The sequence below is a fragment of the Mesorhizobium sp. M0830 genome (assembly GCF_040319965.1).
In the GTDB taxonomy this organism is placed as follows: Bacteria; Pseudomonadota; Alphaproteobacteria; order Rhizobiales; family Rhizobiaceae; genus Mesorhizobium.
The window spans coordinates 1-15833 of record NZ_JAMYOR010000023.1; the positions used below are offsets into that span (position 1 = coordinate 1).

General features: G+C 61.9%; 18 protein-coding genes. 8 read left to right on the forward strand and 10 right to left on the reverse strand.

The features are described 5' to 3' along the window. The first annotated feature begins 159 nt into the window (after positions 1-159). The 5 genes from urtB to NKI20_RS15730 all read left to right on the forward strand — a co-directional run bounded on the left by urtB (position 160) and on the right by NKI20_RS15730 (position 5058). Positions 160-1773, forward strand: a complete 1614-nt coding sequence (urtB, locus tag NKI20_RS15710; RefSeq protein ID WP_352831791.1) for an urea ABC transporter permease subunit UrtB — start codon at positions 160-162, stop codon at positions 1771-1773. Continuing rightward, a complete protein-coding gene (urtC, locus tag NKI20_RS15715; protein WP_352831793.1) occupies positions 1770-3002 on the forward strand; it encodes an urea ABC transporter permease subunit UrtC in 1233 nt (410 codons plus the stop codon). Before urtB ends, urtC begins: the two co-directional genes overlap by 4 nt. Before the next feature lie 6 nt (positions 3003-3008). Then, complete coding sequence (urtD, locus tag NKI20_RS15720; protein ID WP_352606125.1) at positions 3009-3755, forward strand: urea ABC transporter ATP-binding protein UrtD; 747 nt, start codon at positions 3009-3011, stop codon at positions 3753-3755. A 69-nt stretch (positions 3756-3824) separates the two neighbouring features. Next, positions 3825-4520, forward strand: coding sequence for an urea ABC transporter ATP-binding subunit UrtE (gene urtE, locus NKI20_RS15725; protein ID WP_352831796.1), 696 nt, complete (start codon positions 3825-3827; stop codon positions 4518-4520). A gap of 361 nt (positions 4521-4881) precedes the next feature. Continuing rightward, positions 4882-5058, forward strand: a complete 177-nt coding sequence (locus tag NKI20_RS15730) for a hypothetical protein (protein WP_023759335.1) — start codon at positions 4882-4884, stop codon at positions 5056-5058. 47 nt (positions 5059-5105) lie between these two features. Here NKI20_RS15730 and NKI20_RS15735 read toward each other — a convergent pair whose 3' ends face one another. The 10 genes from NKI20_RS15735 to NKI20_RS15780 form a co-directional block, all read right to left on the reverse strand. After that, positions 5106-6257 (reverse strand): GGDEF domain-containing protein, encoded by a 1152-nt coding sequence (locus tag NKI20_RS15735; RefSeq protein ID WP_352831798.1) that lies wholly within the window; start codon positions 6255-6257, stop codon positions 5106-5108. 111 nt (positions 6258-6368) lie between these two features. Continuing rightward, complete coding sequence (locus tag NKI20_RS15740) at positions 6369-6509, reverse strand: hypothetical protein (protein WP_245266605.1); 141 nt, start codon at positions 6507-6509, stop codon at positions 6369-6371. 282 nt (positions 6510-6791) lie between these two features. Further along, a complete protein-coding gene (locus NKI20_RS15745) occupies positions 6792-7595 on the reverse strand; it encodes a DUF72 domain-containing protein (RefSeq protein WP_352606129.1) in 804 nt (267 codons plus the stop codon). Positions 7596-7636: 41 nt separating this feature from the next. After that, the gene (locus tag NKI20_RS15750) at positions 7637-8101 is read right to left on the reverse strand and encodes a GNAT family N-acetyltransferase (RefSeq protein ID WP_352606131.1); all 465 of its coding nucleotides are present in this window, start codon (positions 8099-8101) and stop codon (positions 7637-7639) included. A gap of 34 nt (positions 8102-8135) precedes the next feature. Further along, the gene (gene uvrA / locus NKI20_RS15755; RefSeq protein WP_352606133.1) at positions 8136-11057 is read right to left on the reverse strand and encodes an excinuclease ABC subunit UvrA; all 2922 of its coding nucleotides are present in this window, start codon (positions 11055-11057) and stop codon (positions 8136-8138) included. 713 nt (positions 11058-11770) lie between these two features. Further along, positions 11771-12067, reverse strand: coding sequence for a hypothetical protein (locus NKI20_RS15760; RefSeq protein ID WP_352606135.1), 297 nt, complete (start codon positions 12065-12067; stop codon positions 11771-11773). 203 nt (positions 12068-12270) lie between these two features. Further along, positions 12271-12876, reverse strand: coding sequence for an ATP-dependent Clp protease proteolytic subunit (locus tag NKI20_RS15765; RefSeq protein ID WP_352831802.1), 606 nt, complete (start codon positions 12874-12876; stop codon positions 12271-12273). Positions 12877-12899: 23 nt separating this feature from the next. After that, entirely contained in the window at positions 12900-13406 is a 507-nt protein-coding gene (locus tag NKI20_RS15770; RefSeq protein ID WP_352831804.1) for an SRPBCC family protein, read from the reverse strand. Then, the gene (locus tag NKI20_RS15775) at positions 13403-13717 is read right to left on the reverse strand and encodes an ArsR/SmtB family transcription factor (RefSeq protein WP_352831806.1); all 315 of its coding nucleotides are present in this window, start codon (positions 13715-13717) and stop codon (positions 13403-13405) included. Before NKI20_RS15775 ends, NKI20_RS15770 begins: the two co-directional genes overlap by 4 nt. A 45-nt stretch (positions 13718-13762) precedes the next feature. Then, positions 13763-14152: a cupin domain-containing protein gene (locus tag NKI20_RS15780; protein ID WP_352831808.1), complete on the reverse strand. Its 390-nt coding sequence runs from the start codon at positions 14150-14152 to the stop codon at positions 13763-13765. Between the two features lie 209 nt (positions 14153-14361). Here NKI20_RS15780 and NKI20_RS15785 point away from each other — a divergent pair, with 209 nt between their 5' ends. Genes NKI20_RS15785 through NKI20_RS15795 form a run of 3 tightly spaced genes read left to right on the forward strand, consistent with a single transcriptional unit; the run spans position 14362 to position 15818 of the window. Then, entirely contained in the window at positions 14362-14883 is a 522-nt protein-coding gene (locus NKI20_RS15785) for a single-stranded DNA-binding protein (protein WP_024503512.1), read from the forward strand. A 41-nt stretch (positions 14884-14924) separates the two neighbouring features. Continuing rightward, a complete protein-coding gene (locus NKI20_RS15790) occupies positions 14925-15338 on the forward strand; it encodes a DUF2306 domain-containing protein (RefSeq protein WP_352831810.1) in 414 nt (137 codons plus the stop codon). Between the two features lie 48 nt (positions 15339-15386). Next, complete coding sequence (locus tag NKI20_RS15795; RefSeq protein WP_352831812.1) at positions 15387-15818, forward strand: OsmC family protein; 432 nt, start codon at positions 15387-15389, stop codon at positions 15816-15818. Positions 15819-15833 lie beyond the last annotated feature (15 nt).

The window sequence follows — 15833 nt, forward strand, 5'->3', positions numbered from 1 at the left end:
CCCCCGGCGCTGGGGGGCGCAAAAGAACCTAGATCCCCGCCCGCGGTCTCGACGTTCGCCCCAGGACCGTGGCGTATCTGACCTCCCGGCGCGGCCGCGCCGGTGTCCCCCCGCGCGCCGCACGCCCAATTCAAACCTCCAAGGGGCTAACAGAAGCCGATGACCTTGATCCGCGCGGGCCTGACGCTGTTGTTCCTGCTGGCGATGCTGTCGTCATCGGGCGCAGGCGAGGCCGATCTGCGCGGCATCATCGCCAAATTCGCGACGGCCAAGGGCTTTTCGGAGACAGGAGCCGTCGTCCACGAACTGGCGGCTACCGGCGATCCGGCGGTGGAGCGGCTGCTTGCGGCACTCGCCGACGGCAATCTTTATGTCCGCAAGGCCGATGCCCTGGTGTTTGCCGGCAAGGAAGCAGGCGAGAGCGTCCTGCTTTTCGATCCGCTGAGCGGCGAAGCGTCGGGCGAAGCGGCCAAGGACGAAATCACCAAGATCAAGGTCAACAATACGCTGCGCCGCGTCATCCGCGATGCGCTGGGCACGCTGACGCTTGGCGCCAAGGATCCGACTGTCCGCATTGCCGCCGCCGACACCATGTTCAAGACACCCGATGCCGCAAACATCGAGCCGCTCGACACCGCGATCGCCAGTGAGACCGTGGCCAGCGTCAAGGCTCTGCTCGAACAGGCTCGTGCGGCCTCCGTCCTGGTCTCCGACCGGCCAGACGCGGACAAGCTCGCCGCAATTGCACTCATCGGTGCACGGGGCGACCGTGATGCGGTTTCATTGCTGACTTCGGTCGAGGCGAATTCCCCGGATGCGGTCAAGCAAGCGGCGACAGCCGCGATCGCCACCATCAACTCGACACTGGCCTTCTGGGATGCGGGCCAGAACATCTGGTACGGCATTTCGCTTGGCTCGGTGCTGCTGCTGGCGGCAATCGGGCTTGCCATCACCTTTGGCGTCATGGGCGTCATCAACATGGCGCATGGCGAGATGGTCATGCTGGGCGCCTACACGACCTTCGTCGTCCAGCAGTTGATCCGTACGTCTTTTCCGGACCTGTTCGACTGGTCGCTGGTCATTGCACTGCCGCTCGCCTTCCTCGTCTCGGCTCTGGTTGGTCTGATCATCGAGCGCGGCATCATCCGTTTCCTTTATGGGCGGCCGTTGGAGACACTGCTGGCGACATGGGGCGTTTCGCTGATCCTGCAGCAGTCGGTACGCTCGATCTTCGGGCCGACAAACCAGGAGGTCGGCAACCCCTCCTGGATGTCGGGCTCAGTCAATCTCGGCCAGCTTGCGATCACCTGGAACCGGCTGTGGATCCTGGTTTTCGCGCTCACCGTCTTCGCGGTGCTGCTCTATGTCATGAAGCGCACGCCTTGGGGCCTGCAGATGCGCGCGGTCACCGCCAACCGGCGCATGGCCGCCTCGATGGGCATCAGGACACCGTGGGTCGACGCGCTGACTTTCGCGCTAGGGTCCGGCATTGCCGGCATCGCCGGTGTCGCGCTCAGCCAGATCGACAATGTCTCGCCCAATCTTGGCCGTGGCTACATCATCGACAGCTTCATGGTCGTCGTCTTCGGCGGCGTCGGCAATCTGTGGGGCACGCTGGTCGGCGCCTTCTCGCTCGGCATCGTCAACAAATTCCTTGAGCCCTATGCCGGCGCCGTGCTCGGCAAGATCGTCGTGCTGGTCCTGATCATCCTGTTCATCCAGAAGCGCCCGCGCGGCCTGTTCGCGCTCAAGGGCAGGGCGGTGGAGGCATGATCTCAGGACGCTTCTTCGCCGCCGGCGCGGACCGCCGCATCGCCATCACGGTTCTCATCCTGCTGGCGGTGGCTATCATCGTGCCGCTGCTTAATCTGGCGGCCTCGCCGATGAGCGCGTTCTACATCCCGTCCTATATCGTGGCGCTGACCGGCAAATATCTCTGCTACGCGCTGCTCGCCTTGGCGCTCGACCTTGTCTGGGGCTATTGCGGCATTCTTTCGCTCGGCCACGGCGCTTTCTTCGCGCTCGGCGGCTATGCGATGGGCATGTATCTGATGCGCCAGATCGGCTCGCGCGGCGTCTATGGCAACCCGATCCTGCCCGATTTCATGGTGTTCCTGAACTACAAGGAATTGCCGTGGTTCTGGACTGGGTTCGATCATTTCTGGTTCGCCGGCCTCATGGTGCTGGCGGTGCCGGGCCTGCTCGCCTTCGTCTTCGGCTGGTTTGCCTTCCGCAGCCGTGTCACCGGCGTCTATCTCTCCATCATCACCCAGGCGATGACCTATGCGCTGCTGCTCGCGTTTTTCCGCAACGACATGGGTTTCGGCGGCAATAACGGGCTGACCGATTTCAAGGATATTCTGGGCTTCAACGTGCAAGCCGACGCGACGCGTTCGGCGCTATTCGCGGCCAGCGCGGTGACGCTCGCACTCGCCGTTTTCGTCACCTGGGCGATCGTCGGCTCCAAATACGGCAAGCTCTTGATGGCGGTGCGCGACGCCGAGAGCCGCACGCGCTTCCTCGGCTGGCGGGCGGAGAACGTTAAGCTGTTCGCCTTCACCGTGTCGGCTGTCATGGCCGGGATTGCGGGTGCGCTCTACGTGCCGCAGGTCGGCATCATCAATCCGGGCGAATTCGAGCCGGCCAATTCGATCGAGGTCGTCGTTTGGGCCGCTGTCGGCGGACGCGGCACCATTGTCGGGCCGATCATCGGTGCGTTGCTGGTCAATGCCGGCAAATCCTGGTTCACCGGCGTGCTGCCGGAGTTCTGGCTGTTTGCCTTGGGTGGGCTGTTCGTCGCCGTCACGCTTTTGCTGCCCAAGGGCATCGTCGGCATGTGGGATTCCTGGCGCGGCAACGCCAAGGCGCTGCGGGCAGCCTCGATTGCCGAGGAAGCCGGCACCGATGCCGACGTCCCACTGCCGGCAAAGATTGTTCGTAGCGAAGCGAGAAAGCCCGGTGACTGGTCCGCGACCAGCCCCGAGCCGCAGCCGGCGGAGTGAGCGATCATGTCAAAGTCGAACACGATCCTCTATCTCGACGGCGTCTCGGTTTCCTTCGACGGTTTCCGTGCCATCAACAACCTGTCGCTGGTGCTCGACAAGGGCGATATGCGGGCCATCATCGGCCCCAACGGGGCCGGCAAGACGACGATGATGGACATCGTCACCGGCAAGACGCGGCCCGACGAGGGCGAGGTGTTCTTCGACGGAGAGGTGGATCTCACCAAGCATGACGAGGCCGAGATCGCCATGATGGGCATCGGTCGCAAATTCCAGAAGCCGACTGTCTTCGAAAGCCACACGATCGAGGAAAACCTTATGCTGGCGCTGAAGGGTCCGCGCTCGATCTTCCCGGCGCTGTTCCATCGCCGCTCGGCCCGAGAGACGAGGCAGATCGACGACATCCTCGGCATCATCCGGCTTGGCGACAAGCGGAACGACCTGGCAGCCAATCTCAGCCATGGACAGAAGCAGTGGCTCGAGATCGGCATGCTGCTGGCGCAGGATCCGAAGCTGCTTCTGGTCGACGAACCGGTCGCCGGCATGACCGATGCAGAGACCGAGGAAACCGCGCGCCTGCTCAAGGATATTGCGCGCGATCATTCCGTCATTGTCGTCGAGCACGACATGCATTTCGTGCGCGAACTCGGCGTCAAGGTCACCTGCCTGCACGAGGGCTCGGTGCTGTCGGAAGGCACACTCGATTTCGTGTCGGCCGACGAGCGAGTCGTCGAAGTCTATCTGGGGAGATGAGCATGGTCTGGCGGGTTCAATTCCATCGCTTCGATCTGTCGTTTCTCAGGTTCTGGAGAAGGCGCTGACATGCTCGAAGTTTCCAATGCCACGTTGCACTACGGCGCCGCCCAGGCGCTGCGCGGCGTGTCGCTGAAGGCGGGCGCGGGCAAGATCACCTGCGTGCTCGGCCGCAACGGCGTCGGCAAGACCAGTTTGATGAGATCGATCGTCGGCCACCACCGGCTGACGAGCGGAAGCGTTGCCTTCGAGGGGAAGGCGCTCGACCGGAGCGCGGCGTATGACCGCGCCCGGTCGGGCATCGCATTCGTGCCGCAGGGCAGGGAGATCTTTCCGCTGCTCACCGTACGGGAAAATCTCGAATCGGGCTTCGCGCCCCTGAAGCGGACCGACCGCAACATTCCCGCGCATGTCTTCGAGTTGTTCCCGGTGCTCAAGCAGATGCTCGGCCGGCGTGGCGGAGACCTTTCCGGCGGCCAGCAGCAGCAGCTCGCCATCGGCAGGGCGCTGGTGATGCGGCCGAAGCTGCTGGTGCTCGATGAGCCGACCGAAGGCATACAGCCGTCGATCATCAAGGATATCGGCCGTGCCATCCGCTATCTGCGCGACCAGGCCGGCATCGCCGTGCTTTTGGTCGAACAATATCTCGATTTCTGCCGCGAACTCGCCGACGAGGTCAACATCATGGACCGTGGCCTGATCGTCCATACCGGCCCGGCGGAAGATTTAGACCGTGCTGATGTACGCAAGTTCCTGACGGTCTAATGCATGTCGCTCAAAAGTGGCCCTCGTTTTGAGACAACGACATGAATGGAAGCGCGGCGCATGAATCCGTTTCGACGCGACGCGCTCTAGAATCGTCGCTGGACTTCAGTTGACGATCCGAAGTCCTTGGCAAGTCCAATATTTCTCCGATCCAGCCATCTGCGTCACTGGTGCACCATATACCGCGTGCTAGTCTTTCACAGGGCTTTTGTGAGTCGGCCGCTTCCGTATCAGTCTGGTTCATCGCAGATCGAGGGCGTGGCTAGCACCGGGCAAGTTTCACGCAAGCAAGGCTTCCTAGCTTCTCTCCTGCGATCTCTGTCGTTCAAACGCGTTTGGGCACACAGGCCAAGGGACAGCCATGGAACGTTATGTCGAGGACTACCAGAAGCGGCGGCTTACCGAGCGCGTCGATATCATCACCGCCATCAACATCTTGAAGTCCCAAGGCTACGGCCATGACGACCTGATCGAGGAGATCACCAAGGTCTTCTATGTCGACCTGGACGCTTTCAATGAAATCGTCATGGCGGCATAAGAGCCGCAATCTCTCCGGGCCGTCGCCATGGCATAGATGCGCGTGGTCTAACCCACGCGCCGTAATGCCGAGGCGGTGACGCGGTTGCGGCCGCCGCGCTTGGCGGCGTAGAGCGCCTTGTCGGCGGCGCTGAGCACCTTGTCGAAGCTGAGGCCCTCTTTGGTGCCGAAAGCAAATCCGGCACTGACCGTGCAAATCAGCGAGCCTGCCTCGGTTTCGATGCGACGCGCGGCGAAAGCTGCCCGGATGGATTCGGCGGTGGCTTCCACCGTTTCGGGCAAGGTCCGCTTCAGCACCAGCGCGAATTCCTCGCCGCCCATGCGCGCAGCGACATCGGCCGGGCGAAGATTGCCGGCGAGATCCCTGGCGAACACCCTCAGCACTTCATCGCCGGCGGCATGGCCGAATTCGTCGTTGATGGCCTTGAAGCCGTCGAGGTCGAACACCACCACGGCCGTGAAGGCGCCGACGGGCGCATCGCCGTGCATGTCGAAAAGGGCTCGGCGATTGAGAAGGCCGGTCAGCGGATCGGTCAGCGCGTTGCGGCGGTGATACTGTGCCAGGCGCCCCTGGTTGAGTGCCAGCGAAAGGGAGCCGATACCGGTCATGCAGGCGATGACGATGACCAGGCTGAGGTCCTCGGCCCAGTTGCTCGGCGCATGGCCGAGCACAAGCTTGCCGTCCGATGCCAGAACCATGGCGCACAGCACGAAGGATACGGCGGTGATCGAATAGAGCGCCGCGACCCCGATGATCGGGGCAGGGGATTCGGCACGGCCCTTCCAGTATTCGAGAGCGGTGGCGAAGAGCAGCAGCGCGGCAAAAAAATTCTCCAGCATGAACCCCAGTCCGTCATAGCCGAGCACCATCGGCGGCAGGGCTAGGGCCAGCGAGATGTTGGCGCCGAGCGCGATGCGCGGCAGCGGAGAGCGGCCCGTGGTGAACTGGTGGGCGGCGCCGAGCATGGTCGAGAAGCCGAGCAGCAGCAGCGTAAATGAGGCGACGCCGAGCATCGGTCCGGGCTTGTCGATATAGGCTTTGTAGGTGAAGACGTCGCCGACAACCAGCAGCACGCTGGCCGCCCAGGTCAGCAAGAATTTCTCCGAACGCGCTGTAAGCCAGATGCCGAACAACGTCAGGCTGAGGCAGGCGGCGGAAAAGCCGACAGCGAGCAGCAGTGAGTTGTAGTCGAGTGACATGCCCTCTTCCTTGCCCGCGCTGGAGCAACTCTGCGCCCAACTGGATTCATGCAGCAAGGAAGTATCGATAAGGTTACGATATCAGTGAAGATGTCGAGATTCCGCAGAGTATCAGAAGAGCGCCGACAACAACAGCAGCGCCAGGCCAATGCCCATCATCAACAGGCCTGGCCAATTCTGCGACAGGCCGAGGAAACTGAGCCCCCGCCGGCGTGGCTCGAGCGTCGGTCCTGGTGTTGCGAGGTGTGGCATCGGGCGATCCGGAACGACAGGCGCAGGATCGCTAAGCCTCCCGCGCCAAAGGACGGCGCCTGCCATGTACACAACGCCAGCGACAGTAAGCAATGCTCCGAGGAGGATGATAGCCATTTGTCGTTGCCCTTTTTCAAGTCCCTGCTTCCGATGCAGGAACTTGCGGGATCGTTGGCTCAGCGTTCGCGATGTCGCAAACGTCGCCGTCTGCCAGGATAAAACGATCAATGCGCCGGGCAGGTTCCAACAACAATCTAAGGCGCCTGATGGAGGTTCGCCGCTCTAATTCACTCGCTTCATCAATGCCATGGCGCCGAACGGCGCGCGCACCTTGCCCTCGGTGATGAAGTAGACGAACACGTCGCGCGGCTGGACTGGTGCATCGGTACCGGGATCGGCACGCCGCAGGTCGGCCGGCTGCTTGCCCTCCGCCCAGGTCTTTGCACGCGCGGCCCATTCATCGAGACCCTTCGACGTGTAGCAATCGGGATTGTCGTCGCTGCCGGTCTGCAGCCGTGCATAGACGAAATCGGCTGTAACGTCGGCGATGTCGGGATACTTGGCATGATCGGCATAGACGATCGCCGCCTTGTGTCTGCGCGCCAGCGCCACGAATTCCGGCACGATAAAGCTATCGTTGCGTACTTCAAGCGCGTGGCGCAGCGCAACGCCGTCCTGTTTTTCCGGCAGCAGTTTCAGGAAGGCTTCGAAGTCATCCGGATCGAATTTCTTGGTCGGCGCGAACTGCCACAGGATCGGCCCAAGCTTTTCACCGAGCGCGGTCACGCCTGAGCCGAGGAAGCGCATTATCGATTCGCCGGCCTCGCCGAGCATGCGGCGGTTGGTGACGAAGCGATTGCCCTTCAGCGCGTAGACGAAACCGTCCGGCGCTTCGCTGGCCCATTTGACGAAGGTCGGTTCCTTGAAGCTGGAATAGTAGGTGCCATTGACCTCGATGGTCGGCACCTGCCGGCTGGCGTAGTTCAGCTGCTTGGCCTTGGAAAGCTTGTCGGGATAAAAGGACGTATCCCAGGGCTCGAAGGTCCAGCCGCCCATGCCGGCGCGGATTGTTCCCGATGTGCTCATTGTCATCCTCCCAGTGAAGAAATCTGGCCAGTGAAGAAAAATCAGGCCGCTTCATCGACTGGCTTTGCCATGTCGACGAGCACCCAGCCTGGCCGGTAGGGATTGGGCCTGCGACCCGTTTCATGGAAACCATAGGCCAGATAGAGCGCGATGTTCCGCTCCATCCTGGCGTTGGTGTAGAGCCGCACCTCGGGCAAGCCCCAGAGGCGCGTCTGTTCGTCGGCGTGTTTGAGCAGGGCGACGCCGAGGCCCTTGCCTTGGAAGGCCGGGGCCACGGCGACGGAAAAGATCATCGCGTGATCGTCATGCCGCTCCAGCGTGAGCACTCCGGCAAGCTCGCCGCCGCTCTCCAGCAGCCAGACCTCACCGCGCTCGATGCGCGGAGCGTAGTCCTCGGTGACCGGGATCGGCGGCGCGCCGAACAATGCGGTGTAGGGAGCATAGGCGGCTTCGGTCAGCGACACGACAGTTTGGAGATCACCGGCCAGCGCTCTTCTGATTGTCATTCAAAAGCTCCCCCACGTGCCGCCGGTCCGATCATCACTCCGCGGCTTCGCGCTTGCCTCCGGGGCGTCGCTCCAGCAGCTCCTTGAGGAACTGACCGGTGTAGCTGCGCTTCTCGCGCACGATTGCTTCCGGCGTGCCGGAGGCGACCAGTTCGCCGCCGCCATCGCCACCTTCGGGGCCGAGGTCGAGCACCCAGTCCGCGGTCTTGATCACTTCGAGATTGTGCTCGATGACGACCACCGTGTTGCCTTGGTCGACCAGCTCGTGCAGCACTTCCAACAGTTTGGCGACGTCGTGGAAGTGCAGGCCGGTGGTCGGCTCGTCGAGGATGTAGAGCGTCTTGCCGGTTGCCTTGCGCGACAGTTCCTTGGCGAGCTTGATGCGCTGCGCCTCGCCGCCGGACAGCGTCGTTGCCTGCTGGCCGATATGGATATAGCCGAGGCCGACCTGCTTCAGCGTATCGAGCTTGTCGCGCACGCCCGGCACCGCGGCGAAGAAATCGACGCCTTCCTCGACGGTCATGTCGAGCACGTCGGCGATCGACTTGCCCTTGAACAGCACATCGAGCGTCTCTCTGTTGTAGCGCTTGCCGTGGCAGACGTCGCAGGTGACGTAGACGTCGGGCAGGAAGTGCATCTCGATCTTGATGACGCCGTCGCCCTGGCAGGCTTCGCAGCGCCCGCCCTTGACGTTGAACGAGAAGCGGCCGGGCTGATAGCCGCGCGCCTTGGCTTCTGGAAGGCCGGCGAACCAGTCGCGGATCGGCGTGAAGGCGCCGGTGTAGGTGGCCGGATTGCTGCGCGGGGTCCTGCCAATGGGCGACTGGTCGATGTCGATGACCTTGTCGAGGAATTCCAGGCCCTCGATGCGGTCATGATCGGCCGGGTGTTCGCGCGAGCCCATGATGCGGCGCGAGGCCGCCTTGAACAGCGTCTCGATCAGGAAGGTCGACTTGCCGCCGCCCGACACGCCGGTGACGGCGGTGAACGTGCCGAGCGGAATTTCGGCGGTGACGTTCTTCAGATTGTTGCCGCGAGCGCCGACGATCTTGAGGCGCCGGTTCTTCTTCGCTTCGCGGCGCACGTCAGGCGTCGCCACTTCGAGCGCGCCCGACAGATATTTGCCGGTGATCGAATTGGGGTTGGCCATGACTTGCTGCGGCGTGCCCTGGGCGATGATCTCGCCGCCATGGATGCCGGCGGCCGGGCCCATATCGACGACGTAGTCGGCATGCAGGATGGCGTCCTCGTCATGCTCGACGACGATCACCGTGTTGCCGATATCGCGCAGGTGCTTGAGCGTGTCGAGCAGGCGGGCATTGTCGCGCTGATGCAGGCCGATCGACGGCTCGTCCAGCACGTAAAGCACGCCGGTGAGGCCGGAGCCGATCTGCGACGCCAGCCGGATGCGCTGGCTCTCGCCGCCCGACAGCGTGCCGGAATTGCGCGACAGGGTCAGATAGTCGAGCCCGACATCGTTGAGGAAACGTAGCCGCTCGCGGATTTCCTTGAGCACACGCACCGCGATCTCGTTCTGCTTGTCGTTCAGCGAGGCGGGCAGGTCGGTGAACCACCGGTCGGCCTTACGGATGGAAAGCTCGGTGACTTCGCCGATGTGCTTGCCGGCGATCTTCACCGCCAGCGACTCGGGCTTCAGCCGATAACCTTTGCAAGCCGGGCAAGGTGTGGCCGACATGAAGCGCTCGATCTCCTCGCGCATCCAGGCGGATTCGGTCTCTTTCCAGCGCCGCTCGAGATTGGGAATGACGCCTTCGAAGGTTTTCGTGGTCTTGTAGGAGCGCAGACCGTCGTCGTACTGGAAGGTGATCTCGCGCTCGCCGGTGCCGCGCAGGATGGCTTCCTTTGCCTCTTCGGTCAGGTCTTTGAACTTGTCGCCGAGCTTGAAGCCATAGGCCTTGCCGAGCGCTTCCAGCGTCTGCGCGTAATAGGGCGAGGTCGACTTCGCCCATGGGCTGACGGCGCCGTCGCGCAGCGAGATGTTTTCGTCCGGCACGATCAAATTGCCGTCGATGGCGCGCTGGCTACCAAGACCGTCGCAGGTCGGGCAGGCGCCGAACGGATTGTTGAACGAGAACAGGCGCGGTTCGATTTCCGGAATGGTGAAGCCGGACACGGGACAAGCAAATTTTTCCGAGAACAGGATGCGCTCATGCGTCTCGTTCTTCGACTTGTTGACCGAATCCTCGCCGGTCTGGCTGGCATCGAGCGGCTTGTCGGCGAATTCGGCGACAGCCAACCCATCGGCCAGCTTTAAAGCGGTTTCGATGGAGTCGGCGAGCCGTGTCGCCAGATCGCCGCGCACGACGATGCGGTCGACGACGACGTCGAGGTCATGCTTGTATTTCTTGTCCAGCGCCGGCACGTCGGCGATTTCATAGAAGACGCCGTCGACCTTCACGCGTTGAAAGCCCTTTTTCTGCAACTCCAGCAGTTCCTTGCGGTACTCGCCCTTGCGGCCGCGCACCATCGGCGCAAGGATGAACAGACGGGTGCCTTCCTCGACCGCCAGCACGCGGTCGACCATCTGCGAAACCGTCTGGCTCTCGATCGGCAGGCCGGTGGCCGGCGAATAGGGGATGCCGACGCGCGCAAACAACAGGCGCATGTAGTCGTAGATCTCGGTGACGGTACCGACCGTCGAACGCGGGTTCTTCGAGGTGGTCTTCTGCTCGATCGAGATGGCAGGCGACAGGCCGTCGATCTGGTCGACGTCAGGCTTCTGCATCATTTCGAGGAATTGCCGGGCATAGGCCGACAGGCTCTCGACATAGCGGCGCTGCCCTTCGGCATAGATGGTGTCGAAAGCAAGCGAGGATTTGCCGGAACCCGACAGGCCGGTCATGACAATCAGGCTGTCACGCGGCAGGTCGAGATCGACATTCTTCAGATTGTGTTCGCGCGCCCCGCGAATGGAAAGATATTTATGGTCGGCCATCGCCGGTCGCCGCCTCAGAATCTGGAATTTCCTGGAATGGCGAGTTTCCCAGCCATCCCCTATGTAGGTAGTTTTGCCGCCGCGTCGAGAGACGCCACAATTCCCAACAAAAGCGTTTAACCGTCTTTCGCGTAAACGGGCAAGCGGAAAGAACAAAGACCGAACACGCTCCTGACAAAGCTGTGCAAAAACTGACCTGTACGCAATCTCCGGGCGATCACATTTTTCGGTATCTGTCTATTGCCGGTTGACGTCCCCGACACACGGGGGCAGACTCTGGTAGTCAACGAAGCCGGCCGTCTTTCGATGGTCTCGCCGCCCGGAGGCGGCCTGCGAGACGCCGCAGGCATTAGCGATTTGTGCTTCGAGACGACAACGTTGGAATGGACAAAGGAGCGGAGCTATGACGCCACCGGATCGTCCCCCAGGGTTCCAGTTGTTACTGGAGCCGCGGCAGGCATAAGTGCCAGGGTTTAGCGTCTGCGCCACCCGACAAACCGTGACCTGCCATACTCCGTAAAAATCAGAGACTGCAGTCGGATCGTCGGCTGACGCCGCGTTGCATCCGAAATCAAATGCCGGCAGTACGCCCCCGGTAGAAGTTGGATTTGAGATCCAAAAAGGCCCCGTCCGTTTGCGCAAAGCACGGCGGGGCCATTTATGTGCGGATTGTCTTGTTGGCGATATGCCTGCGCGGCACGCCGGCACCACTATCAGTGGCGCGGCTGCCGGATTGAGCCGGCTCCGACATCGACGGTGATGCTGCCTGAAATCCTGACATCCGTGTCACCGATCTTGAACTGGCCGTTGCCGTTGCCGGGAAATGCGTCGTCGGGTTCGGGCTCGGGAGCCGGCTTGGCGATTCGATAATCGCCGGCCACGCCGGGCAGGGCTCTTTTTTGCGCCTGCGCCGAGCTATCGTCTGCGAACGCCGAGCCGCTCGAGAGACACGCGAGCGCTACAATGGCGATCACACGGTGCAATGTTCTGGGCGGATGAGTGTCGATCATCCCAGGATGATAGTGGCATGCCGTCGACGGGACCAGCCCGACATCGTCAAATCTTCCAAAGCATGTCGTGTTTCGAGAGCGGATTCAGGCGACGCGTTTTAGCCCTTTGTCTTTATGCATGTCATTATGCATGTCATTCTCCCAAAACCGGGCCACTTTGGGCGACCACTTGACCGCGGGCGGGAATGCGATCCGGCCCACTTTTATGCCGCCTTTTCTCGTGTGTCGAAGACATGGTCGACGATGCCCCAGGCCTGGGCCTCGCGGGCGGTCATGAAGTGGTCGCGGTCCAGCGTGCGTTCGACCTCTTCATAGGTGCGGCCGCAATGCTGCGCGTAGAGTTCGGCCATGTGCCGTTTCGTCTGGACGATGCGCTCGGCATGGCGCTGGATGTCGGAGGCCTGACCCTGGAAGCCGCCAAGCGGCTGATGCAGCAGGATGGTGGCGTTCGGCAGTGAGATACGACGCCCGGCCGTTCCTGCCATCAGCAGGAACGAGGCCATCGAGGCGGCAAAGCCCATGCACACGGTCGAGACCGGGCAACTGATGTATTGCATCGTGTCGTAGATGGCGAAGCCGCTGGTCACCACGCCGCCCGGCGAGTTGATATAGAGCGAGATCTCCTTGTCGGGATTGTCCGATTCCAGCGACAGCAACTGTGCGCAGACCAGCGCCGAGATGTCGTCGTTGATCTCGCCATTGATGAAGACAATGCGTTCGCGCAACAGCCGCGAAAAGATGTCGAAGGCGCGTTCGCCGCGGCTCGATTGCTCGATGACCATCGGCACCAGACTGGCAACACCGCTCATGATCTTCTCTCCATTGTCCCTGTTCAGGCTGCACGCAACAAGAGGCGAGGCGTGTTTGCGGCGATTGGCTTGCGTGAATCGGTTGCGTCGAGTGAAAGCCGGCAGTTGGCGCCCGCCATGGCGACCGCGGGCATTGCCTTGCGGGCGAAGCCGTCATGGACAATGCGCAGATGGGTGCCGCCGGAAACTGTAGGGGCAAGTGTAAAGGTGACAATGCTGTCCAATGCGCTGTCGAGGCTATCCTGTCGCGCGGCGTCGCCTGGCTGCTCCCGCCAGGAATAGCGCAGCAGCTTCTCCGGCTCGGCGTCGAGAATTTCGCATTCGATCGCTGCGTCCGGCCCGGCGAAGGCAAAACGATTGCCGGTCTGCGGCCTGATGTCGTTCGGCATCATCCAGGCGGCGAGCAACTCAGGCACGGTCAGAGCCCGCCATACCTTTTCCGGCGGCTCGGCAAGGTCATACTCGAATTCGATCGCATCGGGAGAGATCTCGCGATGGCTGTCGGCCTTCATCGATCGAGCGTTTTTCATTGGTCCATGTCCTTCAAAACCGCCTTCAGTCTTTCGATGCGTTCCGGCCAGAAGGTCCGGTAGCGTTCGATCCAGGAGAGCAAGGGGCCGAGCCCTTGCGGGTCGGCGCGGTAATAGGCGTTGCGGCCCGCGCGGCGCTCGACCACCAGGCCGGCGCCGCGCAGCACCGCCAGATGCTGCGATACCGCCGGTTGCGACACCGTCATGCCGGTGCGCAATTCCGATACCGTCATTTCGCCAGAGGCGAGCCGCTCAAAGACGGCTCGGCGCGTCGGGTCGGCCAGGGCCCGGAAAATCTCTGCTTCGATCATGGCCAAAGCATAAGTCTACACTTATTGATTTGGCAAGCGCTGTTTTCACGAGACTGCCGGAAGCCAGCGCCTCACTGCCCCAACAGGCCCATCAAACGTCGCCTCGAAGATCGGCGATGCGAGCACGGCGTGAATATGAAGCGTTCCGGTGCCGACGTTCTTGAACCCGTGTTTCCTGTTTGCGGGAACGACCAGAGACTGGCCCGGTGTCAGGACGCGGTGCTCATCGTCGATCCACATCTCGGCCCTGCCGGCGATGACGGTCAGCACTTCCTCTACGGGATGCCAATGCGTTGGGGCACCGACCGTGGGTTCGACCCATTGTTCGAATATGCAAAGTTGCGATGCACCGTTGCTGGCTGACACATGCATACGCGTTTCCACACCTGCTCGCCATTGCTCGCGCTGCTGGTCCTCATGGGCCACGAACTTCATTTGGTCGTCCCGATCCATTCCCGATTTCATGGAAAATCTCGGACCGGGACACTACGTCTTGCTGACAAACATTGACAGAACGTCGTACATACAATAGAACGAAAAGAGAACAAAAACCTTGTGGGAAAAGGCAGCCTTAGCAGGCGGCTGACGTCGGCAGCCTGTAAGGTGCTGCGACAAAAATTGGTTCGGATGAGCGGAGAAATATCATGGCGGGTAGCGTCAACAAGGTCATTCTGGTCGGCAATCTCGGTGCGGATCCTGAAATCCGCCGGCTGAACTCGGGCGAACCGGTCGTCAACATCCGCATCGCGACGTCGGAAAGCTGGCGCGACAAGAATTCCGGCGAGCGCAAGGAAAAAACCGAGTGGCACAACGTCGTCATCTTCAATGAGGGCATCGCCAAGGTGGCGGAGCAGTATCTGAAGAAGGGCATGAAGGTTTACGTCGAGGGCCAGCTGCAGACGCGCAAATGGCAGGACCAGACCGGCGCCGACAAGTACACGACGGAAGTCGTGCTACAGAAGTTCCGTGGTGAGCTGCAGATGCTCGACGCACGCGGGCAGGGTGAGGGCGGACAGGTCGGCGGCTATGCCGGTGGTGGCAGCAGCCGTGGTTCCGATTTCGGCCAGTCCAGCCCGAGCGAAGGCTTCAATCGCGGTGGCGGCGGTGCCAAGAGCGGCGGCGGTGGCGGTTCGTCGCGCGAACTGGATGACGAAATCCCGTTCTGACGACAAATCGATCGTAAAGAAAGCAACCAACGGAGAGGGCAATGTCGCTGGACCCGCTGCTTGCCGCGCCATCTCCTATACCCTGGCATGCCTTTGCAGCCTTCGCCGCATTGGCGATAGGGGCCGCGCAGCTGGTACTGCCGAAGGGAACCCCGCGCCACCGCATCGCGGGTTATGTCTGGGCCGCGCTGATGCTGGTCATCGCGGTCTCGAGTTTCTGGATTCATCAGATACGCCTCATCGGCCCTTTCGGTCCTATCCATTTCCTGTCGATCCTGGTGCTGGTCACCGTGCCGCTGGCCGTGTGGCACGCCCATAATCAGCGCGTCGCCAAGCATCGCAAGGTCATGATTTCGCTGTACGTTTTCGCGTTGATTGGCGCCGGCATCTTCACCCTGTTGCCGGGCAGGGTCATGCACGACGTCGTCTTTGGCGTCGCGCGAGCCGGCCCGTGATCCGATTTAATTCTTGAGGCGGTGAGCTCGAGTGGAAGGAAATGTCAGGTGAAAGCACGCGTAAAATGGGTCGAGGAGCGCACCTTCGTCGGCGAGTCCGGTAGCGGCCACAAGGTCGTGCTCGGAACCGCGTCCGGGCCGGAAGGAAGGACGCCGGGCCCGAGCCCGATGGAACTGGTGCTGATCGGGACCGGCGGCTGTTCGGCCTATGATGTCGTCCATATTCTCGAGAAGGGCCGGGAAGCGGTCGAGGATTGCATCGTCGAACTTGACGCCGACCGAGCCGAAACCGAGCCCAGGGTTTTCACCCGCATCCATATGCATTTCGTGGTCAAGGGTCGGGCTCTTTCCAGCGACAAGGTCAAGCGGGCGATCGATCTTTCGATCGAGAAATACTGCTCGGCCTCCGCTATGCTGGCCAAGACCGCTACGATCACACACGACTTCGAAGTGATCGATACGGGCGTGAGTAGGCAGTAGGCAGTAGGGACGCCG